Source organism: Ruegeria sp. HKCCE4148, from assembly GCF_017872495.1.
In the GTDB taxonomy this organism is placed as follows: Bacteria; Pseudomonadota; Alphaproteobacteria; order Rhodobacterales; family Rhodobacteraceae; genus Ruegeria.
Map to the genome: position 1 here is coordinate 40,529 of NZ_JAEDOS010000013.1, position 25,987 is coordinate 66,515.

26 protein-coding genes are annotated in these 25,987 nt (G+C 52.1%); 14 read left to right on the top strand and 12 right to left on the bottom strand.

The genetic code is table 11. The features are described 5' to 3' along the window. Positions 1-95 precede the first annotated feature (95 nt). The gene (locus tag I9187_RS20325; RefSeq protein ID WP_209509660.1) at positions 96-1,673 is read left to right on the top strand and encodes an ABC transporter substrate-binding protein; all 1,578 of its coding nucleotides are present in this window, start codon (positions 96-98) and stop codon (positions 1,671-1,673) included. 103 nt (positions 1,674-1,776) lie between these two features. Further along, positions 1,777-2,880, top strand: coding sequence for a glycine cleavage T C-terminal barrel domain-containing protein (locus I9187_RS20330; RefSeq protein ID WP_209509659.1), 1,104 nt, complete (start codon positions 1,777-1,779; stop codon positions 2,878-2,880). A gap of 17 nt (positions 2,881-2,897) precedes the next feature. Here I9187_RS20330 and I9187_RS20335 read toward each other — a convergent pair whose 3' ends face one another. The 3 genes from I9187_RS20335 to I9187_RS20345 all read right to left on the bottom strand — a co-directional run bounded on the left by I9187_RS20335 (position 2,898) and on the right by I9187_RS20345 (position 4,003). Further along, positions 2,898-3,065: a hypothetical protein gene (locus I9187_RS20335; protein ID WP_209509658.1), complete on the bottom strand. Its 168-nt coding sequence runs from the start codon at positions 3,063-3,065 to the stop codon at positions 2,898-2,900. Between the two features lie 346 nt (positions 3,066-3,411). Continuing rightward, positions 3,412-3,756, bottom strand: a complete 345-nt coding sequence (locus tag I9187_RS22025; RefSeq protein WP_170418355.1) for a type II toxin-antitoxin system RelE/ParE family toxin — start codon at positions 3,754-3,756, stop codon at positions 3,412-3,414. Further along, positions 3,746-4,003, bottom strand: a complete 258-nt coding sequence (locus I9187_RS20345) for a type II toxin-antitoxin system ParD family antitoxin (protein ID WP_170418358.1) — start codon at positions 4,001-4,003, stop codon at positions 3,746-3,748. The genes I9187_RS22025 and I9187_RS20345 overlap by 11 nt, the downstream gene beginning before the upstream one ends. Before the next feature lie 217 nt (positions 4,004-4,220). Between I9187_RS20345 and I9187_RS20350 the strand changes: the two genes are divergently transcribed. Continuing rightward, positions 4,221-4,445 (top strand): hypothetical protein, encoded by a 225-nt coding sequence (locus I9187_RS20350; RefSeq protein WP_209509657.1) that lies wholly within the window; start codon positions 4,221-4,223, stop codon positions 4,443-4,445. 77 nt (positions 4,446-4,522) lie between these two features. Here the strand turns inward: I9187_RS20350 and I9187_RS20355 are convergent, their stop codons facing one another. Then, the gene (locus tag I9187_RS20355; RefSeq protein WP_170516133.1) at positions 4,523-5,083 is read right to left on the bottom strand and encodes a recombinase family protein; all 561 of its coding nucleotides are present in this window, start codon (positions 5,081-5,083) and stop codon (positions 4,523-4,525) included. Positions 5,084-5,217: 134 nt separating this feature from the next. Between I9187_RS20355 and I9187_RS20360 the strand changes: the two genes are divergently transcribed. The 5 genes from I9187_RS20360 (at position 5,218) to I9187_RS20380 (ending at position 12,051) form a co-directional block, all read left to right on the top strand. Next, a complete protein-coding gene (locus I9187_RS20360) occupies positions 5,218-8,193 on the top strand; it encodes a Tn3 family transposase (RefSeq protein ID WP_209509656.1) in 2,976 nt (991 codons plus the stop codon). 55 nt (positions 8,194-8,248) lie between these two features. Next, entirely contained in the window at positions 8,249-9,013 is a 765-nt protein-coding gene (locus I9187_RS20365) for an autoinducer binding domain-containing protein (protein WP_280922857.1), read from the top strand. 261 nt (positions 9,014-9,274) lie between these two features. Beyond that, positions 9,275-9,955 carry a DNA-processing protein DprA gene (locus I9187_RS20370; protein WP_170709394.1) on the top strand — a complete coding sequence of 227 codons (681 nt, stop codon included), beginning with the start codon at positions 9,275-9,277 and terminating at the stop codon, positions 9,953-9,955. Further along, on the top strand, positions 9,945-10,571 hold the full coding sequence (locus I9187_RS20375) for a hypothetical protein (RefSeq protein WP_348540163.1): 627 nt from the start codon (positions 9,945-9,947) through the stop codon (positions 10,569-10,571). Before I9187_RS20370 ends, I9187_RS20375 begins: the two co-directional genes overlap by 11 nt. Before the next feature lie 115 nt (positions 10,572-10,686). Next, a complete protein-coding gene (locus I9187_RS20380) occupies positions 10,687-12,051 on the top strand; it encodes an ISNCY family transposase (protein WP_209509654.1) in 1,365 nt (454 codons plus the stop codon). Between the two features lie 350 nt (positions 12,052-12,401). Here I9187_RS20380 and I9187_RS20385 read toward each other — a convergent pair whose 3' ends face one another. From I9187_RS20385 to I9187_RS20400, 4 genes are all read right to left on the bottom strand, one after another. After that, the gene (locus tag I9187_RS20385; protein WP_209940311.1) at positions 12,402-13,238 is read right to left on the bottom strand and encodes a DUF3299 domain-containing protein; all 837 of its coding nucleotides are present in this window, start codon (positions 13,236-13,238) and stop codon (positions 12,402-12,404) included. 109 nt (positions 13,239-13,347) lie between these two features. Next, the gene (locus I9187_RS20390; protein ID WP_171239106.1) at positions 13,348-14,175 is read right to left on the bottom strand and encodes a hypothetical protein; all 828 of its coding nucleotides are present in this window, start codon (positions 14,173-14,175) and stop codon (positions 13,348-13,350) included. A 58-nt stretch (positions 14,176-14,233) separates the two neighbouring features. After that, a complete protein-coding gene (locus I9187_RS20395) occupies positions 14,234-14,659 on the bottom strand; it encodes an antibiotic biosynthesis monooxygenase (protein WP_209940312.1) in 426 nt (141 codons plus the stop codon). Positions 14,660-14,821: 162 nt separating this feature from the next. Further along, on the bottom strand, positions 14,822-16,564 hold the full coding sequence (locus I9187_RS20400) for an amidohydrolase family protein (protein WP_171175672.1): 1,743 nt from the start codon (positions 16,562-16,564) through the stop codon (positions 14,822-14,824). Between the two features lie 146 nt (positions 16,565-16,710). On the opposite strand from I9187_RS20400, the gene I9187_RS20405 reads away from it, so the two are divergent. The 4 genes from I9187_RS20405 (at position 16,711) to I9187_RS20420 (ending at position 19,949) form a co-directional block, all read left to right on the top strand. Continuing rightward, positions 16,711-17,625: a helix-turn-helix domain-containing protein gene (locus I9187_RS20405; RefSeq protein WP_171239108.1), complete on the top strand. Its 915-nt coding sequence runs from the start codon at positions 16,711-16,713 to the stop codon at positions 17,623-17,625. A gap of 136 nt (positions 17,626-17,761) precedes the next feature. After that, the gene (locus I9187_RS20410) at positions 17,762-18,244 is read left to right on the top strand and encodes a hypothetical protein (RefSeq protein ID WP_171126978.1); all 483 of its coding nucleotides are present in this window, start codon (positions 17,762-17,764) and stop codon (positions 18,242-18,244) included. A gap of 9 nt (positions 18,245-18,253) precedes the next feature. After that, on the top strand, positions 18,254-18,784 hold the full coding sequence (locus I9187_RS20415) for an outer membrane beta-barrel protein (RefSeq protein ID WP_171126979.1): 531 nt from the start codon (positions 18,254-18,256) through the stop codon (positions 18,782-18,784). 160 nt (positions 18,785-18,944) lie between these two features. Beyond that, positions 18,945-19,949 (top strand): AraC family transcriptional regulator, encoded by a 1,005-nt coding sequence (locus I9187_RS20420; protein WP_171126980.1) that lies wholly within the window; start codon positions 18,945-18,947, stop codon positions 19,947-19,949. A 62-nt stretch (positions 19,950-20,011) separates the two neighbouring features. Here the strand turns inward: I9187_RS20420 and I9187_RS20425 are convergent, their stop codons facing one another. From I9187_RS20425 to I9187_RS20435, 3 genes are all read right to left on the bottom strand, one after another. Beyond that, positions 20,012-20,524 carry a hypothetical protein gene (locus I9187_RS20425; RefSeq protein WP_209509652.1) on the bottom strand — a complete coding sequence of 171 codons (513 nt, stop codon included), beginning with the start codon at positions 20,522-20,524 and terminating at the stop codon, positions 20,012-20,014. Positions 20,525-20,751: 227 nt separating this feature from the next. Then, on the bottom strand, positions 20,752-21,423 hold the full coding sequence (locus I9187_RS20430; RefSeq protein ID WP_348540164.1) for a hypothetical protein: 672 nt from the start codon (positions 21,421-21,423) through the stop codon (positions 20,752-20,754). A 305-nt stretch (positions 21,424-21,728) separates the two neighbouring features. Continuing rightward, positions 21,729-22,700 carry a transporter gene (locus I9187_RS20435; RefSeq protein WP_209509651.1) on the bottom strand — a complete coding sequence of 324 codons (972 nt, stop codon included), beginning with the start codon at positions 22,698-22,700 and terminating at the stop codon, positions 21,729-21,731. A 331-nt stretch (positions 22,701-23,031) separates the two neighbouring features. Between I9187_RS20435 and I9187_RS20440 the strand changes: the two genes are divergently transcribed. Beyond that, the gene (locus I9187_RS20440) at positions 23,032-23,526 is read left to right on the top strand and encodes a hypothetical protein (protein ID WP_209940313.1); all 495 of its coding nucleotides are present in this window, start codon (positions 23,032-23,034) and stop codon (positions 23,524-23,526) included. Positions 23,527-23,623: 97 nt separating this feature from the next. Further along, positions 23,624-24,322 carry a hypothetical protein gene (locus I9187_RS20445; RefSeq protein WP_171126985.1) on the top strand — a complete coding sequence of 233 codons (699 nt, stop codon included), beginning with the start codon at positions 23,624-23,626 and terminating at the stop codon, positions 24,320-24,322. 33 nt (positions 24,323-24,355) lie between these two features. Here I9187_RS20445 and I9187_RS20450 read toward each other — a convergent pair whose 3' ends face one another. Beyond that, complete coding sequence (locus tag I9187_RS20450; RefSeq protein WP_209509650.1) at positions 24,356-25,696, bottom strand: mechanosensitive ion channel family protein; 1,341 nt, start codon at positions 25,694-25,696, stop codon at positions 24,356-24,358. Positions 25,697-25,987: the final 291 nt, after the last annotated feature.

Genomic DNA, 25,987 nt, shown 5'->3' on the forward strand with positions numbered 1-25,987 from the left:
AAGTCATGGAATCGGTTGTTTGTGTACAGGGTGCCGTCCGCTCAAACTTCGATGAACAGCGGGTGCAACCCGCATCGGTCATCTGGGAGGAAAAAATGTCCGATATCGATAGCTTGGTACGCCAATATAAGGCGGGATCGCTCAGTCGTCGCGGTTTTTTCAAACGCGCAGGCGCTTTTGGTTTATTGGTGCCCACAGCAAGCAGCATTCTTGCACAGGCTGGTCCCGCATACGCTCAGTCGCCAACACGCGGTGGCTGGCTGCGGATCGCGCAGGGCAACACCGATGATACCCTAGAGCCCGTCAGGATGACGGACACTTCGGATGCAGTCTACGGCAATTGCGTCTACCAGCGATTGACTCGTTTGTTACCCTCGCTTGAGGTCGAAGGCGACGCTGCAGAGGAATGGAGTGTCAACGATGCAGCGACCGAATGGACATTCAAGTTGCGCGATGGCCTAGTTTTCCACAACGGTCAGAACGTCACCTCAGCCGATGTAGTCGAAAGCCTGTCGCGCCACATCGCCGAGGGTTCGGAATCGCCTGCCAAGGCTCTGCTTTCGACAGTCACTGCAATCGATGCACCCGATGCTATGACCGTAAAGATCACCTTGTCCTCCGGCAATGCAGACCTGCCGGTGATCATGTCAGACTACCATCTGTCCATCCATCCAGCCGGGCACAGCGATTTCACGAATGCAATTGGCTCCGGCCCGTTCAAGGTGATGGAATTCATTCCCGGCGAGCGAGTGGTTTTCGAACGTTTCGAAAACTACTATGAGGACGGTAAGCCTTACCTAGATGGCTTGGATTTCATCCCTGTTCCGGACGCAAACGCAATGTTGAGCGCGTTGTTAGCGGGGGATGTAGACTCCGTATACGACGTTCCGGCCTTCGCTGTTGATCAGCTCAACTCCAACGACGCTGTGACGCTTCACAATACACCGACTGGTTCGTTTACCAACATGGTGATGATGGTGGACCGCGCTCCGACAAATGACGCGAATTTCCGTAAAGGTGTCAAACACTCGTTGGACCGTGAACTTGTTTTGAACCAGGTGTTCAAGGGAATAGGTACTATTTCAGCAGACACACCGATTGGCCCGACCTACAAGTACTGGTGTCCGGACGTAAAGCCTGCCGAATACGATCCCGACAAGGCAAAGTTCTACTTCGACAAGGCAGGGGTTTCGGGCTTCGACCTCCATACGTCCGAGACTGCTGGGAATTCGGCAAACGACATTGCCTTGACTTTCCAGCAATCTGCAAAGGGAGCGGTAGATGTAAATGTGATAAAAACCCCATCGGACGGGTACTGGACCCACACCTGGATGCAGAAACCAATGACCATGTCGGGTTGGAACGCTCGACCTACTGTCGATGCCTTCCTGACCATCGCTCACATGAGGGGTGGCAGTTGGAACGAAACCATGTGGGGTTCTGACGAATTCGATTCCATGATCCTGGCGGCCCGCGCCGAATTGGATGAGGCAAAACGCGCGCAGATGTATTGCGACATGTTGCATATGATGAACGACGATGGCGGCTTTGTGAACGCCGTGTTCCAGAACCAACTTGAGGCAACAGCACAAAACGTCATGGGGTACACACCCCATCCGGTTGGAACTCTTGGTGGGTTTGGTCAGACTCTACGCAATATCTGGCTTACCTAAGGCTGCTTTCTCCCCGTCAGTGGCACCAGTCAACTGACCTTTGGTCGCCGGTTCCACCCGGACCGGCGGCCTTCTCTTGTCTCCCTTAAATCGCGATCAAGCCATGTTCTCTATTTCTCCGTCCACGCGTCTGCGCACATCACCCTTCTATGAGGCCACCTTGGCCGATGGTGTGTGTGCCATGACAACTTACAATCACATGTTGATGCCGACCTCCTATGGCAGCCCAGAGGAGGAGTACTGGCGCATCATCAACGATGTCTCGATGTGGGATGTTGCGGTAGAGCGGCAAGTGCAGCTAAAGGGCCCAGATGCCGGGCGTCTGGCGCAAATCCTTGCGCCGCGAGACCTTTCAAAATGCAAGATGGGCCAAGGCAAGTATGTTCCACTTTGCAACCACCATGGCGTGCTTATCAACGATCCAATCCTACTGAAGCTGGACCAAGACCGCTACTGGCTGTCTATCGCGGACAGCAATATCTGGTTCTGGGCCGAAGCCGTCGCACGAGAGCGCGGATTGGATGTGGAAGTCAGTGAGCCTGATGTCTCACCTCTGGCCGTGCAGGGTCCCAAGGCGGAAACTGTGGTTGCCTCGATCTTTGGTGATTGGGTGCGAGACCTGAAACACTTCTGGTTCCGGGAAACCGAAATTGACGGTATTCCGGTCGCCGTCGCCCGGTCGGGCTGGTCCAAACAAGGTGGGTTCGAGATTTACCTGATGGATAGTGCCAAAGGCACTACACTCTGGAACATCGTCAAAGAGGCCGGCCAGCCACACGGTATTGGTCCAGGGAACCCCAACTGGAGTGAGCGAGTCGAGAGCGGTCTCGTTTCCTATGGAGGCGACACCGATGGACAGACCAATCCCTACGAAGTCCGCATGGGCAAATATGTGGACTTGCATGTGCCTGACGACACGATTGGGATCGATGCGTTGCGCCGTATTGCGGATGAGGGGCCGAAACGGCATCAGTTGGGGGTTGTGCTGGACGCTGGCAGTCCTGCAAATCCAGAATTCACTTGGAACGACATAGAGAAAGGGGGGGTAAAAATTGGTGATTTGACGACGTGCGCCTGGTCTTTCCGGATGAAAAAGAATATCGGCTTTGCTTTGGTCTCGGTCGATGCCGAACCCGGCGACAGGGTCACGGTAAAACGTGGCGCTGGACCGGTTGGCGGAACGCTTTGCGAGTTGCCTTTTCTCTGAGAGCACGACGGACCTGGTCACCAAAACGAAAGGGCAAATTCCGATTGTTCAATGAACCGATGTGCTTTTCGTCGGGTCGCCCAACCCTTGTTGTCCCACACACTCATGTGGCCGAAGAACTCATCCAGATCTGCTCCATCGCCAGTGGTGCAGATCACCACGTCTAGGTAGAATTTTTCGACCACTAGCAAGTTCAATGGCGCGGAGCGAGAAGCCGACGGGTCGCTAACGGCGCTGACTGACCAGTTTTTAGCCCAGAGACAAAACCAACACCCAGACCGTACGTTTTTGCGTCTTTCAGGATCGGGAAACCACCAACCATCGCATGACCAAAGCTCACCAATCGCGCAGATCCAGCTCTGAGTGGACCACTCTCCTCCATGACCCTGATGGCATCCAGACTGAAATCCTTGGCTAGGTCTTAGTTTTGAACCGCAGGAATGCACTCGAGATTCAGCACTGTTCGGCTATTAAAAGGTAGCCGACTTATGAGAACTGCCGGCCGATCGCTCGGCCAATGGATGCGTGGGGTCAGGACAATAGGCGCAGCAGAATGTGCGCATCGTGGTTTTGACCACTATAGAAGACAGCGAGTACGCGTACGATCAGTTTGTCATCGTCGACTTCAAAATAAATGATCGCTTTGATCTTGGTTACGTTCCGAATGTTATTGCCGAGATGTGGTCTTAGGGTGCCTTGATGTGGAACGTTCGCCAGGCTTTCGAGGCTCTCCTGAATCTCAATGACGCGCTTCTCAGCGCGCAGAAAAGCGGTTTCCAGATCTTCGCCAAAGTGCTCAGCGGTTTCAACAAGATAGTCAAATATGAGATCGAGATCTGAGGTGACTTCTTCGGCGCGAACGACTTTATAGACCACGCGCAGCCCGCTTGCGTGCGATCATGTCTTTGGTACGCTCCTTGCCCTCTTCGAGAGTAGTGAAGGTTCCGTTTCGACGCTGATCCAGCAGCTCTCGCAGTGCGTCAGTGTTTTGCGATTGCTCACGCATCAGTTCAAGCCCATGCTGAAGCACGGCAGACAGGCTGGCGTAATGACCTTGGGCGACAAGATTCCGCGCGTAGGCGTCTTGTGACTCAGTCAGGGATATTGATGCTTTAACGCTCATATCAAGCCTCATGTATACTACTGAGTAGTATAAGCTGCTGCAAACAACAGTCAATATTGGGCGCGAACGAACGTGTTTTATTGCCATTACTATCCAGAAACAAACTTCCCTGCATATCCCGCTACATCGTATTGGCACGCCAACGCCGTTCAAAGGAATCTGATCCCCGCGCATTGATATCGGTTGAGCCCAATTTCTTCGGTTCGAGGATGAGCTTTTGTCCAGCACCCTATCGGAGCAACGCTATCTGACCCAGTCTCGCTTACGTTTGGGTGCGGGCACCCCGCTAGAGCCGTTTGAAAGATATTCCGTTGAAGGTGAACAACAAACGATTGTCCTGACCGTAGAAGTCGAGCCGCGTCTTGACAACAAAGTCGTCTTCCCGCGCAAGGGTAACAGCTTTTCTTACCCTTCGATGATCGCACACCGGCTTCACAATTAAATAAACAAAGAGGGGTCACTGCATAAAAGTGACTTTATTGTCCGGCTCGCGCGAACTTAACCGGAACATCTGTATTTTCAGTCCGCTTTTTGGTCTCTGAGAGCATTGTAGAGGCTGGTTTTGCTGATTTTGAGGCGCGCTGCGGCCTCTCGGACCGTCAATCCATCGCTGATATGATCTCTGGCCTGCTGCAGTTTTTTGGGTGTTACGACAGGCTTGCGCCCGCCTTTTCTGCCGCGCGTTGCGGCAGCCTTCAATCCTGCCTGTGTGCGTTCGACAATAAGGTCGCGCTCAAACTGGGCAAGCGCGCCGAACAGATGGAACACCAGCGTGCCGCCGGTGGTGGTTGTGTCCACGCCTTCCGTCAGAGATTTGAAGCCAACGCCACGGTCCCCGAGATCTGTCACTGTTTCGACCAGGTGCTTCATTGACCGACCCAGGCGGTCGAGTTTCCAGACCACAAGCGTGTCGCCTTTGCGCAGAAAGGCCAGGGATTCATCGAGGCCAGGGCGTTCAGCTTTGGCGCCGGAGATGACATCTTCAAACACGGTTTCGCAGCCCGCAGCCTTGAGTGCGTCGACCTGTGGTTCCAGCTTTTGGTCTGTTGTCGAGACCCGCGCATATCCAATCAGCGCCATGAAGATAACCTTGTCCGTTTTCCCGTCCTTAAATCAACTTGTCCGACTTCCCGTTGTCAAGCCATATTGACGGACGGAACGGGACGTTCCGCCAAACGAGCGTTTCACGGACATGCATGTAAGAAGGGTATTTCATGGCACGGCGACAATTATTGACGGCAAGGTTCTGGTCTCGGTTGATGGCGCCGCCCTCGGAGGATCGAGAGGTTGCGATGTATTGCACGCTCACCCCGGACGAGATTGAGGCTGTCGCCAGAAAGCGAACAGCAGCTGCCCGTCTGGGCTATGCCGTATCATTGGCTTATCTGCGCCATCCCGGGCGGGTTCGTGAGGTTGGAGAACAGCCCAATCATGCGATGCTGGCCTTTCTTGCAGATCAGGTTGATGCCAGTGCTTCCGATCTGGCGGCCTATGATCGACGCCCACAGTCTCGACGCGAACATATCGCGCAAATCATGGCCCGGTTCGGATATCAGGCCTTCACAAGACCACTCATCCGGGAACTTGTTCATTGGCTGACACCATCTGCCGGAGAAGACCCACGTGCCGAGCCTTTGGCGATCTCGTTGATTGAAGAACTGAGGCGCCGGCGTATCCTGGTCCCGGCCCGCCGGACCGTTGAACTGATTGTCAGGCACGCGATCCGACGCGCGGAGAATGTCAGGATTTCTGCTCTGACCCAGGACCTGCATCCGGACCACCACGATGCTCTGCGCGCTTTGATTGCGCCCCCTGAATTGGGCGAGGTATCGACGCTGAGTTGGTTGAAGGCTGCACCTAAATCGGCGTCGGCCAAGTCCATCAAGGCAGTTTTGGATCGCCTGTTGGTGGTTCGAGCGATCGGCTTGCCCACCAGTTTGCGGCAGAACATTTCGACATCCGCCCTCGACAATCTGGCCGGCGAAGGCTTGCGGATCACGGTGCAAAACCTGCGCCGTATGGCCTTGCCACGGTTGTGGGCGGTTTTGTCAGCCGCCTGTTTGCGGCTGGAAGAACAGCTCACCGACCTTGCACTGGATGTGTTCGATAAATTGCTGGGTCGAAGCTTTCGAAAGGCGGAACAGCAAAGTTCCGATAAAGCATCACAGCTCCTGATGGACATCATCCGCCCCTTGCAGTCTCTCAAAGCCTTTTGCCGTGAGGCACTGACGGCCCGCCTGCAAAGCGGCAATCTCAACGGGATGCTGGACACGGCCAATTGGGATGAGATCGAGAGTGCCACATCCGCAATTGAAACGGCCCTGGGAGACGGAAAACCCGACAAATACGCGGAGCTCATCGGGAAATATCAGACGGCTCGTCAATTTGCGCCCATGATAATAAGGGGATTCGGCTTCAAAGGTGCGGCCAGCGCTGCCAGCCTTCTGCGCGCAGTAGATCTTTTGCGCATCATGTTTGAGGCGAACAAGCGCAGTCTGCCTGACAACCCGCCAACGGGGTTCATTCGGAAAGTCTGGCGTCCATTTGTCTTTCCGGCGCCCGGGGAGGTCAACCGGCGCGCATACGAGCTTTGCGTCTACTTCGAACTACGCGATCGGCTTCGGGCAGGGGATGTCTGGGTCGAAGGAAGTCGGCAGCGCCGCAACTTTGATGATCGGCTCATCCCCAAGACCACTTTCGAGATCTTGCGTACCGACGGATCATTGCCGATAGCGGCCGCCGCGGATGCAGAAACCTATCTTGCGGAGCGGCAACAGCAGATCGAGGTGACCATGGCCATTGTCGCGGCCCGGGCTGAAGCGGGGACTCTGCCGGACGTCGCCATTCAGGGTGGCACCCTGAGCGTTACCCCGGTCAAAGACGAAACACCCGACGCCGCCACGGCCATGAGCCGTCTGGTTTACGGGCAATTGCCACAGATCAAGATCCCCGACCTGCTGACAGAAGTGAACGCCTGGACTGGATTTGCGGAGTGCTTCACCCACTATCGCTCGGGCAGACCGGCGGAAGATCAAAAGGCCCTGTTTGCCGCAGTCCTGGCCGATGGAATCAACCTGAGTGTATCCCGCATGGCGGCAGCAACCCACAATCTGTCCGCCCGGCAGATCGCATGGGCTCATGACTGGCATTTGCGTGAGGAAACATATTCAAGCGCCTTGGCTTGTTTGATCGACATGCACCGCGAACTCCCGCTGGCCAAACTCTGGGGGGATGGCGTGACGTCATCCTCTGACGGGCAGTTCTTCCGGGCAGGCGGTCGCGGTGAGGCTTCGGCAGACATCAACGCAAAATACGGGCGTACCCCGGGTCTCAAGTTCTACACCCACATCTCCGATCAATTCAGCCCGTTTCATTCGACGGTCATCACCGCCACCGAAAGCGAAGCGCCCTTCGTTTTGGATGGTCTGCTTCGCCACCAATCGGGTGTCGCAATCGAAGAGCACCATGTGGATACTGGCGGCGCGACGGATCACGTCTTTGCACTGTGCTATCTCTTGGGGTTCCGCTTTGCGCCACGATTGCGAAACTTCAAGGATCGAAAATTGTATCTCCTGCCCGGCATGAAGCCTCCGGCCGTCATGACACCCTTCATCGGCGGCACCATCAAGGTCGGTCACATTGTCGATAACTGGCCCGAGATCCTCAGGCTGGCGACGTCCATCAAGGCCGGGACCACCACCGCATCAGCGATCCTTAAAAGCTTGTCCGCCTATCCCAGGCAAAACGGACTAGCAATCGCCCTACGCGAACTGGGACGGTTGGAGCGGACTTTGTTTGCCCTGGAATGGATGCGAAGCCTGGAATTGCGAAAACGAACCAGCGCAAGTCTGGCCAGAGGAGAAGCACGAAACGCCCTCGCACGCGGGGTCTTCTTCAACCAACTCGGTGAAATGCGCGATCGCAGCTATGAGCACCAGATCCACAAAGCATCCGGTCTCAACTTTCTGGTCGCCGCCATCATCCTGTGGAACACAAAATATCTGGAAGCCTCGATCACTGATCTGAGGAAAAACGGTGTGACCATCCCAATCGATATCGTCAAACACATCGCGCCGCTTGGCTGGGCCCATGTCGGATTGACCGGCGACTACCTGTGGAACATGAAACCGCCATTCAACCCAGATCGCCTCAGGCCACTTCGGAAAAATGATCTTCGCAATGCCGCATAAGTTCTCCGTTCGTTCGCACGAACCGGACAATAATGTCACTTTTATGCAGTGACCCCTGGTTCTCGTCGATCCACTCATTCGGTTTGGTGCCGCTATGATTGCACCAATTGATTGGGCTGTGTTTGATGATCAGCGTGAGCAAGCACCGCTATTCGACGCTGCCAGAAAATTTGGCGTTGGACAGAACGGTCTTTCCATTCCGGTTATCAACCCCTTCGGAGAGCGGGGCGTATTTACCGTCACGTCCAATGCGCCTCGCTCCGAGTGGGACGCATTGATCACGAGAATGCTCCCTGCCCTACGCCATGAAGCACAGGTTTTGCACCTGCTTGCCCTAGATGTCATTGAAACCGTATTCAACTTTCCCTCGGATTCCCTGTCTGGCGACGAGCTGGATGTGTTGAAGATGCTCGCGTCGGGTTTGATACCGTCTGTCATTGCCCGGCAGACGGGGCACTCTTCGCGAATGGTAGAGGCACTGACTGCTTCGATCACCACCAAGCTCAAAAGCCGGACGATTGAACAGGCAGTGGCGCGGGCAGTCAGTACTGGATTTCTTAAGTGGAGCGATTTCTTTGCCGACCCTGTGGCCGAACTGGTCAATATGGAAAGTCAACGACTATGTGGTGGGATCGTCCGTTGGGGTGGCAGGTCTCACGAGTTTATCGCTTTTGAAGACGGCAGGCTGGTTCGGAACGCTGATAGCTTTCAGGCAATTCAGGTCCAAGAAATTGCCAAAGACTTCAATCAGGATGCGGAACGGATCCGTGAAGAACTTGGGCTCAAACGGGACCAAGGCGTGTGGATCAGATACCTTTGAACCGGTTCGCAGAAGTCGTTGTGCAGTTGGCTTGCCGCGTTGCAGCACACTGTTTCAAAAAGCACTTCTGTTTTCTATAGTACGCGTTTAAAGGCAAAACGCGATTAACCGGATCTCGGTAAAAAGCGCAGGTTATCCAGCCAGCCAATGGTAAAACTCAAAATTGAATTTGCTTTGACATATTTCTGGAACACGAAATCCGATTAGGATAACTTAAGAACAAAGGGAGAAAGCGGCACTTCAGCCGGCGTCAAAAAGAGCATGAACAAGCCAATCAGGACACAGCAGATTCTGGGCCATCTGAGCGAGATAGAGGCGAAGAACGCGCCAGAAGAGCTATTTCTTGAAGGGGACAAGTCGCTACTTACTGAGGGTCTACGGGTCGCTATTGTCGGTTCCCGTAAAGCCAGCCCGGAAGGCCTTGCTCGTGCTCGTGCCTTCACAAAAGCGCTTGTGGAGCATGACATTACTGTTGTGAGCGGCCTGGCTGAGGGCATAGACACGGTTGCGCACGAAACTGCGATAGCAATGGGCGGTAAGACCATAGCCGTACTAGGCACTCCATTATCTCAAGCTTATCCAGCAAAGAACAAAGACTTGCTTGAAGCCATCAAGCGCGATCATCTGGCAATTTCTCAATTCCCGGAAGGCTATCCACCCAAACGTGACAATTTCCCGCGCCGCAACCGCACAATGGCACTGATCTGTGATGCAACAGTCGTAGTAGAAGCCGGCGAGAAAAGTGGAACGCGCCACCAAGGGTGGGAAGCTATTAGGCTCGGTCGCCTCGTCTACATCATGCAAAGCGTTGCGCAGAACCCTGATTTGTCGTGGCCTAAGGAAATGATTAGTTACGGCGCACAGGTATTGAGGCGTGAAGATCTGCCGGACGTCATTTACGATATTCCGAGTTTCACGGCAGGCGGCGTTAGTGCTTTCTGAATACCCGTACGCAACATTTGCAAACTACTCACCTCGCGGCATGAGCAAAACGTCAATCCGTTCACGCAGAATTTGCGGGAAAATCAAAGCTGGGAGCGTTTCGCAAATTGAAAAAGCGCTTCCACACCTCAAGAAACCGGAAGCCGAAGTCCTAAAACCATTTCTGAACCCTGATGTTACGCTAGTCCCGGTTCCTCGCAGTGCTCCATTGACGGAAGGTGCGTTGTGGCCATCGAAAGTGTTAGCTGAAGTCTTGGCGGAAAACGGTTATGGAAGAGACGTTTCGTCGCTTATCGAGCGTGTCACTGCAGTTCGAAAGTCCTCTTCGTCACCTGCTAGCGAACGTCCTTTGATAGATGAACACAAGTCCAGTATGAGGGTGAACTCTGACCTAATCTACCCAGACAAAGTAACACTGATTGATGATGTTCTGACGATGGGACGAACGACATTTGCTTGTGCGTCACTGCTCCAAGAAGCAATGCCAAACACCGAGATTAGGATTTTTGCTATGATCAGAACGCAAGGTATGGTCGAAGACATCGAGACGGTTCTTGATCCGTCTGTTGGGACGATTACGGGCTATCTCTCCGGAAAGTCATTTCGCGACCCCTGACTCAACATAATTTCACTTCTACGTTTTTGGTTGTGTGGCCGCAAAGCTAAAATGTCACCCATGAGCAATTCAGGAATGTCACTTTGCCCTCAAAAATCATTGAGGACGAGCGGACATGGGTTGGGTGATGATGAGCGAGCGCGAGTTGAACCGCGTAGAGGTGTTGGCGCAGGTCGATGATGGCCGGCTGACGGTTGATAATGCGGCCAACCTGCTGGATTTGACGCGGCGCCAGGTGTTTCGGCTGTTGAAGCGATATCGCGTGGATGGAGCAACTGCGATCCGGCACAAGGCGCGCGGTAAACCTCCGAACAACCGGATTCACAAGGCAAAGCGCGACTATGCCTTGGCGTTGATCAAAGAAAGCTATGCTGATTTCGGGCCGACTTTGGCCGCTGAGATGCTGGCCGAACATCACGGGCTCAAAGTCTCTCGCGGGACGCTTCGCAAGTGGATGCAGGAAGACGGCATTTGGCTCTCGCGCAAGCAGCGCCGGACGTTTCATCAGCCTCGTCTGCGACGGGAATGCTTCGGTGAGCTGATCCAGATTGATGGGTCAGATCACCGATGGTTCGAGGATCGGGGCGATCCCTGCACCCTGCTCGTTTTCATTGACGACGCCGCCAGCACATTGATGGAATTGCGGTTTGTGACGTCCGAGAGCACGTTCAGCTACTTCGAGGCCTTAGAAAGCTATCTCCTGCAGCACGGTCGCCCCGTCGCTTTCTACAGTGACAAACACACCGTCTTTCGAGTTCCCAAGCCTAACAAACATATGACTGGCATGACGCAGTTTGGGCGCGCTCTGGCCGAGCTGAACATCGAGATCATCTGCGCCAATTCTTCCCAAGCCAAAGGCCGTGTCGAACGCGCGAACCGCACATTGCAAGACCGGCTGGTCAAAGAACTGCGCATTGAGGGCATCTCCAACATGGACGACGGCAACGCGTTTCTGGCGGGCTTTGTTGAACGGTACAATGCCAAGTTTGCAAAGGCCCCGGCCAAGCCAGACAACCTGCACCGCGCTTTGAACATTGAACCAGATCGCCTCGCCGAGGTCTTCTGTCTGCGCGACAAGCGCTATGTCACCAAGGATTTGACGCTGAAGTACGAACGCAAACGCATACGGTTGGAAGTGAACGACCTGACGCGTGGCCTCGTCGGCAAATATGTCGATGTCTACGAGATGCCGGATGGGCGTATTCAGGTGCGTGCCAAAGGCGTCGCCCTGCCCTGCAGCATCTTCGACCCACACCAACAGCGCGTCACACACACAGCAATCACGGAGAATAAGCGCCTGGGTGCTGTCTTGGCTCACATCAAGAAAGAACAGGAAAAAGCCGCGTCTTCGCCAAAGGTCAAACCCGTCAGTGCGAAGAACAATTACAACAAGAACGGGCATCGAAACACTGGCTGGAATTCACTGGCTGACCGCAAGCGCATCGCTGATCGCAAAGCCAGCCAGGGCTGCGATATCTGAAGTCTCCGCCCTGACAGGCTTTGCTACCGTCGTGCCCTGTGGTGACACTTCAGCTTTGCAGAACCAGTGACATTTCTACTTGGTTGCAACAGGTTGTTTTTCATAACCATCCTTATCTGTGCCGCAGATAGCGAACGAGCGCTTGGCCAAATCTATGCCTAAGATGTGTATGTTTTCCATCGGTTATTCCTCCCTATCGCGACCCGCATTGGGTGCTCCGGATCAATATTAACCGGCAGGAGGGGCATCCAATCCATCAGCTTACACCCCGAAATCGCTCACTAAATCGCAAGATGTTGACTGAACGGTTCAGCAGTAACTTCCTCAAACCCTTCGTAGATGTCCAATACTTAGCCATCGAACTGAAGAACGGCACGTGCATCGAGGCTGTAGTTGGAAACCACTATCGCTGCACCATCATAGAAAGAAACATCACTAAGCCGTTCTTGTGCGTTTATCTCACCTTCGACCCAAAACGCGTCAAAAATTGATCTGAACTCGACACCCTTCGAATAAGCGACATGAATGATCTGATTTGGGGGCGGTGAAGGCGTATGAACGCAAGATCCGGCAACCGGCACAAGAAGAAACTCGGTAACCATACCGCCTTCGAGCGCGAGTGGTACAATGTAACCTGGGATCACTATCGTCTTGCCAAGAATACGAGGGTTCGGGCCGCGACTATTTGCATTGTTTTGGGCAATGATCTTTCGGCGCTCTCGCATGAGGTTTTCCACATCAATCTTGTGTTTTGCGAGAAGGGCGGTTGCTGCATCGTGTTCCGCAATAAAGCTCTCATCTGAACGCTTATGTGCGCTGGACGTCTGCCAGCGCACATGTGTTCGCATAGCTTCCAGTTGTGGTGCAGACAGTGATGCGAACGGAGTTTCAAGCGATGTAAGCGGAGGTAAAAGTTCTTTCCAACTTACGGCCAAGTGTTTCTGAGTAGTTTCGCTTAAGCCAGAAACACCCGAGAATGCCGAGGCATCAATTGCGCGTGTATCGAGATTGATCCTTGGAGCCCCCGAAGGGGCGCGTCCAACTGAAGATTCAGGCGTATTCTGAGCAAATTCCGCTAGGCTGATCTGAGGGCATATCGTAATTAAAAGGCATGCAAAAAGGGTAAGTACGGTGCGTATCATGTCAGCGTTCCGGTTACATACAGTCATCGTTTCTTCACCATGCATTAATGCGAGCCGGCCCTTCATATCTTTGGGCAAACCACAAATTGCAGCTTTGTTCGCTTTATCGCTTTGGTCTCTGATCCGTATTCAGTTCCAGCATTTCTGCAGCCAATCAGAAAAAGAATGAAAGGCCAATTTTGACTTGCCTGTTCGGACCGCCTTCAGGTCTACGCTCTAGAACATAGTATCCCAAGCTCACATCCATAGCCGTTCCTTTGGCTTCGTTGATGATCGAGGTCTTGCCCGCAGTCAAACCCAGCGGAACGGCCCATGCTTCGTCACTTCCCGGGGCATTCCAGTTGTAGGAGATGACATTATTGTACCCAACGTACCAACCCTCACCCAGCCCATAGTTCAGAATGGGTTGAAGGATACTTACGCTGAAATCGTCTTCACCCCACATATGGGCGACGACGGCACCCCAGGAAAGTTCCCCTGCCTGCCCGAATACCACGAACGCAGGTCCAGCACCCCAGCCTGCACCGGCCAGTGCGTCATTCGTGTGGGTCGGCATGGAAACCTGTAACCCATATCCCAATGCAATCCCGCTTGCTCCTGGCATCGGTGCATAAAACGCCTGCACTGTTGAATCACCGATGCCCCAGGTCAGATCGTCGTCAGGAGAAGGGTCGACTATACCGGGCGGCAGCACCGCACCTGGTTGAACGCCCTGAATGGGAATGATCCCCCGCAGCACAAGCGAGGCATTCTCCAATGGAACCGAGTATACCGGCTGTAGCTGAAAGTTATAACTATCATCGTCATTTGTGCCGGTCCTGAATGCGATTGTGTTGTCTGTTATCAGCGCCTTTGTGTCCGCAAGTGGATTTGCTGCCTTACGGGCTGCCTGACATGCTGCGTCACAGGCGAATACATGATCCGGATCTGTAAGCAGAACTCCCGTCAGGAGCGCGGCGACGATGAAAACCCGATTTGTCATGAACAATCCCTATTGGCCTCTCTTTGGGTTTCCCTGATGCACGTGCTTGTGCTTCAGGCTATTGGGGGCGGTCCTGTGCTACGCCTGCAATTGGTTGACCAATCTCTGCGCCAATGCTTTCAAAAAGCTCTTGATGGCCATCTGAGAGTGGTGAAAGGGTGACAATCCGTTCAAACAGCGCAAGTTCCACCAATTTTGGTAGAAACGGTTCGATAAGTCTCTCGTGTCGTGCGTGGGCCGCGGCATCAACGTAGCGCTCATAGCCATATACCGTTTCACCAACCCGGACGAACTCATAAACCAAAAGCCCGTCATCTGTGGCAGACGCCGCGACCATTTCCTTGGCAAGGGTATCGAAGGCCTGTGCGTTTTCATCAGGCACTTTCAGGATCGCAATAAAAGCCACTTCTTCCGCGAACGCAGCAGTTGCTGTCGCCAGAGTTGCGATCAGCCCCAAGACCGTGATGTGCGGTCGAAAGTTCAATTCAGCCTCCATTCATTAGTACGGGTTTTTTCTGATGATCTGAATTCCGATTGATACACCCCAAAGGCTCAGGAACGTCCGGTATTCCACCAAGTGAGCCCAATTCAGAAAGCCCGTAGGAGCGGACAGCGCTACAATGACACGCTGACCGCCATCACATTGTCAGATCCCATCGCGATGAGTGAACCGACCGTCCATCAGCGTGCCCAGCACCTTGATGTTCGAGATTTCACGCGGTTCGACGGCGGTAATATCCTGATCGAGAACGACGAGGTCAGCATACTTGCCCACTTCGATTGAACCGATCTTATCTTGCATCGCCTGCTGAGCGGCAGGATAGATTGTGACTGCCTTCAACGACTCTTCCAGTGAGGCCGGTTTACGAGACAATGGGAACGGCTTGCTGTCGGGGTTCAGCGGGTCTTGCAGTGTCATCGCAATTTCAACGTTCAGGAGCGGACCGATCAGATCAATCGGCGCGGATGGCACATCCGAAGAAATCGACACGTTGTGCCCCAATGCCATCAGCGACGAATAGCGCGCAAAAATCGCCTCGACCTTAGCACGCCCCAACAAGTCCAACGCGTTTACATCCTGCGCTTCCCAGTCAACGTGGAAAAGTGGGGTCGTGTTCACCATGATTTCGTTTTCAATAACAGTCTCGTGGTCCTGATCAGATACCCAGAAATAATGGTGCAAAAGGTTGTTCGGAACGTCATAACCTGCGCCGCGCGCGGTCATGATCGCGTCCACCGTGTTGCGCACTGTTTGTGATCCATCGACGTGAGTGCCCACCGGAAGTCCGTTCTGATTGGCCTGCAGGTAGACCGAAGTTATCATTGGGCCTTCAATGGCAGCCGCTCCACGCGTTGCAGACCCATCGGCGTAATCGTCCAGCATCCAGGCCGTCTTTGAACTCCAGTTCCCTTCTGGATGGATCTTAATTCCCCAAATGCGCAGCATGTCGCTGTCGTATTGCTCTCGTAACTCGAGAGTGTGTTCTACGATTTCGTCAGCAGTGGCGGTTGGGTCCTTGAACCCCGTCGCAACAAAGGTGCGGATCGTAAGCTCACCGTTCTTTTCCAGTTCGTGTAGGTGGGCCAGCGCGAGTTTCTCGTCATCTTTCACAAGAGACAGATCGGTAACTGTCGGCATAGCCATCAGAGGCACGTGAACGGCTGTAATCCCGGTTTTGACGGCCTGATCGTAGAGGTTTTTCTGGATGTCAGGAATTTCACCTGCCGGGTCCCAAGCGCCTGCATTTCTAAATGCCGCAGCCCACTGGAACTCAATGCCGATTCCCGTCTGGTTGCCTTCGGCGTTGCGCTGCCAGAACATTACGCCCGGCACCTGATCCTCTTCGTCGGGGCTGACCTGACCCGCTTCGAAAGCTTTGGAGTTCATCCAAACGTCGTGGATTGTGAAGTCGAGGATAAAGGCCGGACGGTCAGAAACCACCGAATCCAGATCTTCTTTCGTGGGCCACCCGCCATAAGCCACTTGATTGAACCCATAGCCAAGGATCAACTCTTCGTCGGGGTTTGCATCGGCATACTCCTTGATGGCCGCCAAGGCCTCTTCAAGCGTTTCAATTCCAAACAGACTGACACCGCGCGATGTCCATCCTGACGCAACGATGTGATCGTGTCCCGACACAAACCCCGGCAACAGGGTATCCCCGCCCAAGTCGAGAACTTCGGTGTTATCACCAATCAGCGCCTCCGCCCCTGCGGCATCGCCAACGTAGCTTATCTGGTTCCCCGTGACCGCAACGGCCTGCGCGGTCGGCGCATCGTCGTTCATGGTAAGAACAGAGGCATTGGTAAAGACCAGATCGGCGGCCTGCGCATAGAGAGCTGTTGTTGAAACCAGTAGCGCGGCAATCGAACACGATAGCTTATTCATGAGTAACTCCGAAAAATTGAAACGGGTATTCAGATATTTGCGATCAACAGTGCAGTCAGAGTTTAAAGTTGGCTATCCGATTTGTGCAAACTATTATGAATATTAGAATTCATCTCGCAGGAATGGGATGAACAGTCAGAGGTGTCATGTACCAGAGCGCCGAGATCCGCTCGATTGAAGAGTTGCCTGTCTATAATGACGTGGAGTTCAACGCGACCGCGCTTTGCCCCGCGGGACCACGAATGACCTGGCAAAGCGCAATGTTTGCAGAAGTGGGCATACATATTGAGACTATTTTCACACGCATGCGGTACCAAGAAATTCAGTACCGCGGCACAATCTACTATGGTCTTGTTCTCCCGCACGGTGATCCAGTCCGTTTTCAGGGGCTTTTGTACCAAACCCCATTTATTGTTTGCTGGCAGGGACTGAGGCCAACAGAATTTGATTACGTGGTCGAGGCTGGGACGCAAATCTATGTGTTGGAGGTACCTCGGGCAGTTGCCGAACACCGAGGGTGGACAGAATTTGGTGCGCCCATTCGGCTGACAAAATCTGACGCCCTGAACAGCTATATACGCTCTTTGGAAACTTGCTTGATCCTGGGTCAGTCGAAATCCGCAACCAATCCAAATCCTGTGTTCAATGCACTTGCCCAAGAGCTTGAACGCCTGATGGGCGATGCCCTTTTCTGTTCGGGTCGTGAAGAGGTTTTCAGCAAATCGGATCATGGCCATTGGAAAATCGTCACTGCCGCGGAAGCGCTTCTGATGGACGATAACAATGCCGGAATAACTATTCAGGAACTTTGTCGCTTGCTTGGTGTGCCCAGGCGGTCGCTATACGCTGCGTTCGAAAAACAGATAGGGCTTGGTCCGGGTAAATTTCAGACACTTATTCGATTGCATCGCCTCAGATCGCTGCTTCTAAATACGCCATATGAGAAAGGTGTCGTGTCTAAACTGGTTGGGGAAGCAGGTTTCAATCACTTTGGTCGAACATCTGTTGCCTATCGTCGGTTCTTTGGAGAGTCGCCGATTGACACAGTTAAGCGATCCTGACTCGCAGAAAAAAGAAAGATCTTAGTTATCAAACTATTAGCGCCTCTTCAAACTGTTATAATACCGTAAATTACCTGCTAATAGCTTCACTCTGTACCGATATCTGAATTGCAGAAACGAAGAGTGGAGCAATCAGATGTCCAACTACAAGAAACTTGTTACGCTGCGGGCTCTCTATCCCTCAACAACCGCAGCAGCTCAAAATCTGGTTATGCGGGCCGCAGAATTGAAGCGGGCGCGCGAATATCAAATCCGTATCGAACTTAACGGTACTTTTACTGCGCAAGTCGCCTTCGAAAACGCAATGAAGGAAACCCTGCTTTGGGCTGCGCGTGAATCCCGCGAACTCAGCTCTGAGCGACTGTTCAAGTTCACGATGAGTATTTTCGCACAATTCTCGTTGGAATACCCCAGCTGGTACAAGGTGCTCCCGGAAATATCGGATTATCTACTGGACCTCACCAGTTCAGAATCCTCGAAACTTGATGACGCGGTGGAGCAGGTAAAAAGAGAACATTCGTCGAAAAAGCGGAAGTTGGAAGCATCGAAGGATCAGCATCTTGTCTTTCCTTTGTACGCAAACTCGCCTTCTTCCCCTTTCAACCATGCTGTTCAGTGAGGCAAACCGATGTCCGCAAAATACAATCATAAACACCGCATACCAGCTGCAATTCTGACAATTATTCTTGCAGCATTCACCGCGCCGGCCATGGCCGCCGATTGGAACAACAGCTACATCGGCATCAAGTTCGGCTATGGAGAGCTTGAAAATGGCTTAAGCCATGACAATGGTCTTATCGGATTTCAACTCGGGCGAGATTGGGAAGCCTCAAACTGGGTGGGGGGCATCGCAATCGACGCCAACCATCTAAACTTCGCCTGTGATTGCGGCGATCCAGACACACTCACGCGTATCAGGCTGCGTGGAGGATATGCCTTTGGCAACACCTTGGCCTACGTGACCGCCGGGCCCGCATACGTCTGGGGCGGAGACGTTAATGACCGTTGGGGTTCTTCAATTGGTGCCGGACTGGAACACCGATTATCTGACGGCGTTTCGATATTTGGTGAGATCACACAAGAAAGGTTTGACAATTCCGATGGTGAGTTCGACTTGGAATCGACAACTGCTACGTTTGGGGTCAACTACCGCTTCTGACGCTCAGCCCAGCACAACCTGACCCCGGCAAATCGCAAGAAATGTATTAGCCGGGGTTTAGCAATGTAAGAGCGTCGTCAAGTGGCACACGAATTGCCGCCCACAAACAATCGAGTATTATCCCGCATCAGGACCGCTGCGCACTTAAAGGGAAATGCTCATGGGCGTCGATAACGCATGGCTACGGCATTTTGCCAGGATGTTCGAGGAACGGCTGTCAGATGCCCGTGCCTTTAAAAACGCTTTACAGGACTCCGGTTTGACGCGCAGCGATCTGAGTGAGCCTTCGAAACTCATTGACCCTTACAAAGAAGGTCAGTTTGTCCGCCTGGCTTGCGATCACCTAAAGATGCCAGCCTTTGCTACGATCGCCGGATTGGATTTCAATTCACCGCGAGACATCGTTTGGTACATCTTAAAGTATTCACAAAATCTAAGAGAAGCGATTGAAAATGCATCATATTATGGCGCTTTGATTGATGACACAATTGGCTATTCCCTTGTTGTATCGGGAAATCATGCCTCCCTTCAGCTGCAAATCGTTGACGGAGGTCTCACTAAATTTCACAGGAGGACCGAGTTTCTTATCTTCTCGGCGATCTCTCTGGTGCGCATTATCACAAAAACCCAACTCTACCCATTAGAGGTTCGGTTTCAGCATGTAGTCAAATCCGCAGGGCCCGAAATACAAAAAGCCGCTGGCTGCGCCATTTCCTTTGGCTCCGAAAGAACAGAAGTTATCTTACCGCTTTCATCTCTTGATCTGCCAATTCCAAGCTACGACCCGGCTCTTAAAAAGCATCTAACTGATTACGGGGACAACCTGTTGAAAGAGAGGGTGGGCCGAAAGTCGGGCATCCGCAATAGGGTCGAAGCCCTATTGCTGAACGAACTGCCGGGGCGGATTCCAAATCTACAACAGGTAGCAACCGATCTGGGGCTCAGCTCGCGATCACTATCGCGGCGTCTAAGCGAGCAAGGTTTGAAATTTCGCCAAATTGTCGATGACATCCGGTGCGATCTTGCCCAAACATATCTGAAAGACGGCTTCACAATAGGTGAGATTGCGTTTTATCTGGACTTTGCGGGACAGGCGGCATTCTCAACTGCCTTCAAGCGCTGGACAGGTTTAACACCGCGGCAGTTTCAACTGCAAAAAACCTGAAAGGCCCTGTATTGCCGTCTACATTAGTTTTCGGGGCACGATTGGGGCGCACCCCTTACAGGTTAGTGAATCGACGGAACCGGGGTGATCGCGCAGTCTGAAATTTGCGGCGCTTTCCACAAAACAAATTCGTTCTGGTCGCAATCATCGATGACCAGAGCCACTGCATTTTTTGAAATTTTGGTTTCGAGAATGACCGGAGTTTTGTTTGTAAGACAACCAAACCTGGTCGCATAATCCAATGCAGCGTCAAAGCTGGTTGTCCAAGATAGTCCAACTTCTTTACCAAGACTTTGCCCGCGAAATATCGAAATTTCCATGGGAAGCAGGCGCCACTCAGCGGTAGGTGTCCAACTTGACTTACGTTTTTCTGCTCCCATAGCGTGAACAAACATAGTGTGGTCGATTTTTTCAAACCCACCCCACAAGATTTGCAACAAGGGCCAAAAGTCCCAGTTGGAGATTTCATTTTCAAGAAGCATTTCGACCACGGCATCTGCGCGTTGGTCGGCTTCATAATGTCTGTTCAAATGCATGCTGATTACTTCAACGGCACTGATCGCTTCGGTCTTCATGACTGACGCTCCGACTTTGTATCTGCAATTGGCAACGCACCTTAAAAGGTACTGTGATCCAATATTGGAGGTGGCGATCCGGTTCCTCATTCGAAAATGAGCCAAAATTTTCGTTTTATCTGCCAAGCTGAGGTAAATCGCAAAAAATTTACAAGATTTATAGATTTGGATTCCATCAGGGAATCTTACGTCCGAACATTATCTTTAGCTCGAAGTTGAGCGCGACGCTAAAACCTGAGGCCCAAGCCTATGGAAAATCCGTCAAAATCCTCGGCGATTACACCATTCAGCATGATCCGCCCGGCTTGCACCGATGGAATACCAACTCGGCTTGTGTCAATCTCGATGCCGACGCCGGCAGTTGCCAACCAATCAGTGTCCAGAACCTTTGCGGCATCCCCATGATAATATACCAGCCCAGCGTCCAGAACGAGGAGAGTGGCCAAGTTGAAGAACCTGACATCCTTCAAAGGATAGCGATGGCGAGAAAATAGCGTCGTTTGGTTGGAGCTGGCCTTGGCCCCACCGGCCTGTGGTTCGTCAATTGGGTGAAACTCTAGAAACGTTTGGCGCAATCGGTATTCTGCCTGCCAAAGGCCAATTTGTGCTTCCTTGAATACGGCGACAGATGCCCCTAGTCCCAGTGCATTCAGGTTTCCGTCAACTGAATCCGCAGACCCCGAATTGACTGGAAGCAACGGGAAGTCGATAATTGAAGCATCAGCCGTAACGTGGCCGAGTGATACATGCCCGACCGGACGAATGCGCCAGTCATTTTTTAACGGAAATTCCCAGCCTACACCGAAGGTTGCCGCCACGCTTGCCCAGGTTACATCTACATCGACACCAGGTGCAATTTCTGGAAAGAAAAGCACCGGGTTGTATTTCTGATAAGCCACAAGCCCTTCAAGATATAGGCCATTTTCGAGTGGGTGATACCCGCCTCGGAGCTGGGTTGATCTAAGGCTTTTTGTATCGCCAGTCGCCCTCAGAAAAGAAAAAGAGGACATTGTTTCGTTTGGCGTGGCAGCAATACTCAAAACTGACAATGCTGCGCGTGCCGCGGCTTCTGAGGCATCTGGATCAGTGCTTTGCGTTGTCGCTGCAGAGCCTACACCCATAGCCAAAGTCACCGCGCAGGCACGATCTAATCTCATTTTGCCCATGAAGGTAAACGTATTACCAAATGACCCCATCACACCGGTTAAAATGCGTAGGCAAGCGACAGCAGGGTCGCGAAGCCTTCCGTCGTGTTTCGGTTGTCAAATTCCTTCCCTATACGCAAAGCGAATTGAGCACCTGGGAAGGCTTTGGGTTTCCAGACACCTTCGGCTCCGACCAGATTGATCTCATATTTTGAGGGATTACCTCCGGGCGTCCCGCTTTGCCTTGAAACCTGGAATGACCTTGCTGCTAAAAGCCCCAGATTGAAGCCCCGGGCGACTTCTTTTCCGAAAGCAAACTCCAATGACAGTACGTCACCTGGGCGAATATCGGTAGTTTTCTGGCGTCCGAACGTTTCGTAACGTGCCTGAAACGTTGCCGCCCAAGGCAGGCTTGCATCCTGCTTCCATGTTGATCCTACGAACAGCATGTGGCTCCACAGACCCTTGCCGGTGTTGGTGCTTCCACCCGCTTCAAATTCTCCGGTTGGGGCCCAAAAGGTGTAGGACGTTTGAAAGTGCCAGTTATTGTGATGCCACCCCAGCGCGATCGGTGTGATAACTGTGTCTCCCAGATGATAATCTGTCCCTGATCCAGGTTCAGGCCGTAATACCTGATCCCTGTATGTCAGGACGACGCCTGCCCCATAATCGGCACCCAGTATCCTGACTTCCCGAAAAACATATCTGAAAGTCAACCGGGCCGCGTTGACTGTTGGCGTCGATGCACCGATGTCATTTCCGTCATCATCGACATATCGTTGGATGTCGTAGTTGATCCACCCGTTTTCGATCACCCTGGTTCCCTGGGGTGGCAAAACAGCAGAGGTTTGTCCCAGTCCGGCACCCAGCCCGTAACTTCCTGCAACTGGAAATTGAGCCGCTGCCGTGCCGCCGATAATCGAAACTGCAATGAATGTCAGAGTGCCGAGGACTGCCGAAACATGTGTCGAAACACGAAAAAATGCACATGCTGATTTTGTAGATGTGAGAACATTCCAAAACCACTTCATAATTGAGCACCCCGCCGCCTATGTAAGGCGATCATAGTCAAATTTGTTTATTTGTTAATAGGCGGTGACTTGCTCGCCACGGTCGTCAACTGTTTCCGTTTGAAACGATTGAGCAGCGCCTGAGCATTTCACAGCGACATATGTGCGCTACAGTTCCAGGTTGTTATGCAAGGATACATTTCCCCTGCCCGTCCAATAGCCTCGCGCTCACGTTTTATCGTATGATCTAACAAGTACATTGATACGCTTGACCAGTATCTGCGAAAATACCGTACTACAGAGCCGCTTCCCTTCGCGCCCTTCAAAATCCCACTCGAATTGGACCGATTGAATGACAGTCGCAAAATCCCCAAAAAAAGCACCACGACGAGCAGCAACATTGGTAATGGCCGTGATTGGGGCCAGTTTATTCCTGCTCTTCCTTTCTCGCGACCTTCCCGGCGGGTTGGGTGACGATTGGGCAAAACAGAACTTCGGGCTTGTGATACGCTATGTTATCGCAATGACCATGGGTGGGGCCTTCATGGGGTTTCTGCTCGCTCCAATGTTTGGTCGTTCAGGCGTTGGAGGATGGGTCACAGCATTGGTTGGCGGACTTTTGTCAACATTCATTGCAGGCGCGTTCGGCAGCTTTTTTGGATTGTTGCCTGACCTCCTTTCCGATGGCTGGCAGGCAAGTGACCTCGTTTCAATATTATTTGGGTTTGCGGTTTTGCCACTTGCCGCTGCCGAAAATATCAGCTCGTCTTTGATTTGGCTGGTAATGGTGATTGCGGCACATGTTCTTTCCCTCTTCGAGCGCAGAAAGAACACGGTGTACCAATGATGCTTGTTGGCCCTGAAAGCTCAACACTAAGGTCAGGACCATAACCAATAAATGACGATTGCGGCGCTGCTACGATAAAACCAAAAGGCGCTATTAGATGAATGATATATGGATCATTGCAATACCTATACTGCTTGTTGACGTGGTCAGCCCAGTCCTTTTGGCAGCGACTGCTATCGCGTTAACCGGCGCGAAGCCGATTGCAAGCAGTCTTGCACTGATACTAGGGCATACGGCTGCATATTTTTTGGTTGGAGTTTTGATAGTTTACGGGTTGGCAGAGTTCATTGCTCCGGTGGTAGACTTTGTCATTGATACATTCGTGAATCCGATACCAATTTACTTTGTAATTGGGTTTCTACTGGGAATAGTCTTTCTTACACTTGCATTTACGTTAAGCATAAATGCTTCAATGAAGAAGCAATCGGGCAAGTCTGAAGCCATCCGGCAGAAAGATGGAGTTCTGCCGTCATTCGTCATGGGCGCAAGCATCTGCTTGGTTGGGATACCGTTCGCGGTTCCTTACTTTGGTTTCATCAATGAAATGTATCGTTTTAACGTTCAGTCCAAGATAGTAGGATTGCTGATCTACAATATCGCCTTCGCCATACCATTTCTGTTGGTTCCGCTGGCTTACAAACTAATGGGGGTCTCAATCGTTGATAGTCTAAAGTCATTCAACCGATTCATCAGCACTACCGCGTCTTGGCTTATACCCCTTTTGTTTGGAGTTTTAGGTTGTGCTTATATCGTTGATGCAATTAAGTATTTTTTGACCGGTTCCGGGCTGGTGTAAAATCGGGCACGAGAAACTCATAATTGGTTTCGCTCAATCAGCAGACGAAGTCTCATCTCCGGTGTGTACATGCACGTCCATCTGCGGATAAGCGATAAAGATTCCTTTGTTTTGTAAGCGTGTTTTTCCAATCTCTGTCAGATCCCAAAGAACATCCCAGTAATCATCAGTTCGCACCCACGGTCTGCAAAAAACGTTCACGGATGAAGGCCCCAGTTCACCGACAAACACCCGCGTTTCTGGGCTTTTCAGACAACGCTTGTCTTCTTCCACCATTTCGTAAAGGGTCGCCTTCGCGCTTTCGATGTCATCTTTGTATCCAATCCCAAATACAAGATCGACGCGCCGCACACGGTACTTGGTAAGGTTTTCCATAGACCCCTGCCAGATGGACTGATTTGGGATCTGAACAAGGCGATTGTCAAAAGTTCTGAGCTTTGTCGAAATCACATTCACGTCGATAACTGTTCCCACGATCTGATTGATCGAAATAACGTCGCCTTTTGAATAGGGATTAGTCGCTTGAAGCAGAAAACCACCAATCACACTTTGAAAAAGATTCTGCATCATGAAGGCTATCAGAAATCCAAAACCACCGATAACGGCAGTTGTGACACCGATATTTACGCCGAGCCCCCACAGGGCTAAGAGAAATCCAAGTAGTAGAATGCCCCAGCGCACAACATTCGGCACGACGACTGCCGCAATTTCATTTTCTTCATCTCGATTTCGGAGCCATCTGCCAGACACTCTTTTTAGAATGCTCCCGAGAATGAAAGCTGCGATAAGAACTGCAATCGCTTGAAATAGACCGCTTAGCGCCCTAAGCCCCCCCTTACCAGATCGCACCCAGTCCCACGATAGATGTGCGATTGTGGCCCATTGGTACGACAGCATAAGCTCGCCTATGAAGCCTCTGATGAAGTCCTCGTGCTTTTTCACTTCCTCTTCCGGCCCACCTTTACGGGCCAAAGCGTAAACCACGATCATGTAATTTTGAAAGTAACCTATATTCTCTTGGTTTACCGCTTTGATTTCTGCAACAAGTTCAGGGACTTGATCATCTGCCACGGTTTCCAATCGTGTTACACCCTCGGCTATTCTAGCCAGATTAGTTTGGACGCGGCGCTGCCAAATGTCGGCAATTTCTGTAAGATCTTCTACGCCCAACGCAACCAAATGCCGAGCGAGTACTTTTTCGTGTACACTTGGATCACTCGAAATAGAAATTGAGTGCTGATACGGATCCAAATGATCCAATTGTTGTGCTCGTGCCTCCTCAATAAACAAAGACGAAAGCAACGCAAAAGACAAAACGGAAGCTACTATTGAAGCCGTTGTTCTGGCCACATTCCAGAGATTGAATTGCGTCATGTATTCGCTCACACGGGTTCAGTCCATCTTCGCAATCAATGGCACGCCTACTGCAGGAATTCCTATCGCGTTGACTGGTCCTTCAGATTAGGGGCGAAGTGCATCAACTTATCAATACCTTACTATGAAAGAATTTTTCCACAATTCTGTTGTAGAGAGATAGCTCGAACCAGCGATTTTCTTTGATTGAGTGTTCGTGATGTATCCCCGTTGGATAGGGCTGAATGAGCGATAGTGGCTAACTGCGGTTATCGTTAGTGGTTTGAAGACAATACATATTCTTAGCGAACA

Excerpts from the sequence above, each read along its gene's own strand:
- I9187_RS20325 (WP_209509660.1), top strand. The coding sequence starts at position 96 with ATGTCCGATATCGATAGCTTGGTACGCCAATATAAGGCGGGATCGCTC.
- I9187_RS20330 (WP_209509659.1), top strand. The coding sequence starts at position 1,777 with ATGTTCTCTATTTCTCCGTCCACGCGTCTGCGCACATCACCCTTCTAT.
- I9187_RS20345 (WP_170418358.1), bottom strand. The coding sequence starts at position 4,003 with ATGAGCGTTAAAGCATCAATATCCCTGACTGAGTCACAAGACGCCTAC.
- I9187_RS20355 (WP_170516133.1), bottom strand. The coding sequence starts at position 5,083 with ATGGCGCTGATTGGATATGCGCGGGTCTCGACAACAGACCAAAAGCTG.
- I9187_RS20360 (WP_209509656.1), top strand. The coding sequence starts at position 5,218 with ATGGCACGGCGACAATTATTGACGGCAAGGTTCTGGTCTCGGTTGATG.
- I9187_RS20370 (WP_170709394.1), top strand. The coding sequence starts at position 9,275 with ATGAACAAGCCAATCAGGACACAGCAGATTCTGGGCCATCTGAGCGAG.
- I9187_RS20380 (WP_209509654.1), top strand. The coding sequence starts at position 10,687 with ATGGGTTGGGTGATGATGAGCGAGCGCGAGTTGAACCGCGTAGAGGTG.
- I9187_RS20385 (WP_209940311.1), bottom strand. The coding sequence starts at position 13,238 with ATGCATGGTGAAGAAACGATGACTGTATGTAACCGGAACGCTGACATG.
- I9187_RS20390 (WP_171239106.1), bottom strand. The coding sequence starts at position 14,175 with ATGACAAATCGGGTTTTCATCGTCGCCGCGCTCCTGACGGGAGTTCTG.
- I9187_RS20400 (WP_171175672.1), bottom strand. The coding sequence starts at position 16,564 with ATGAATAAGCTATCGTGTTCGATTGCCGCGCTACTGGTTTCAACAACA.
- I9187_RS20405 (WP_171239108.1), top strand. The coding sequence starts at position 16,711 with ATGTACCAGAGCGCCGAGATCCGCTCGATTGAAGAGTTGCCTGTCTAT.
- I9187_RS20410 (WP_171126978.1), top strand. The coding sequence starts at position 17,762 with ATGTCCAACTACAAGAAACTTGTTACGCTGCGGGCTCTCTATCCCTCA.
- I9187_RS20415 (WP_171126979.1), top strand. The coding sequence starts at position 18,254 with ATGTCCGCAAAATACAATCATAAACACCGCATACCAGCTGCAATTCTG.
- I9187_RS20420 (WP_171126980.1), top strand. The coding sequence starts at position 18,945 with ATGGGCGTCGATAACGCATGGCTACGGCATTTTGCCAGGATGTTCGAG.
- I9187_RS20425 (WP_209509652.1), bottom strand. The coding sequence starts at position 20,524 with ATGAAGACCGAAGCGATCAGTGCCGTTGAAGTAATCAGCATGCATTTG.
- I9187_RS20435 (WP_209509651.1), bottom strand. The coding sequence starts at position 22,700 with ATGAAGTGGTTTTGGAATGTTCTCACATCTACAAAATCAGCATGTGCA.
- I9187_RS20440 (WP_209940313.1), top strand. The coding sequence starts at position 23,032 with ATGACAGTCGCAAAATCCCCAAAAAAAGCACCACGACGAGCAGCAACA.
- I9187_RS20445 (WP_171126985.1), top strand. The coding sequence starts at position 23,624 with ATGAATGATATATGGATCATTGCAATACCTATACTGCTTGTTGACGTG.
- I9187_RS20450 (WP_209509650.1), bottom strand. The coding sequence starts at position 25,696 with ATGACGCAATTCAATCTCTGGAATGTGGCCAGAACAACGGCTTCAATA.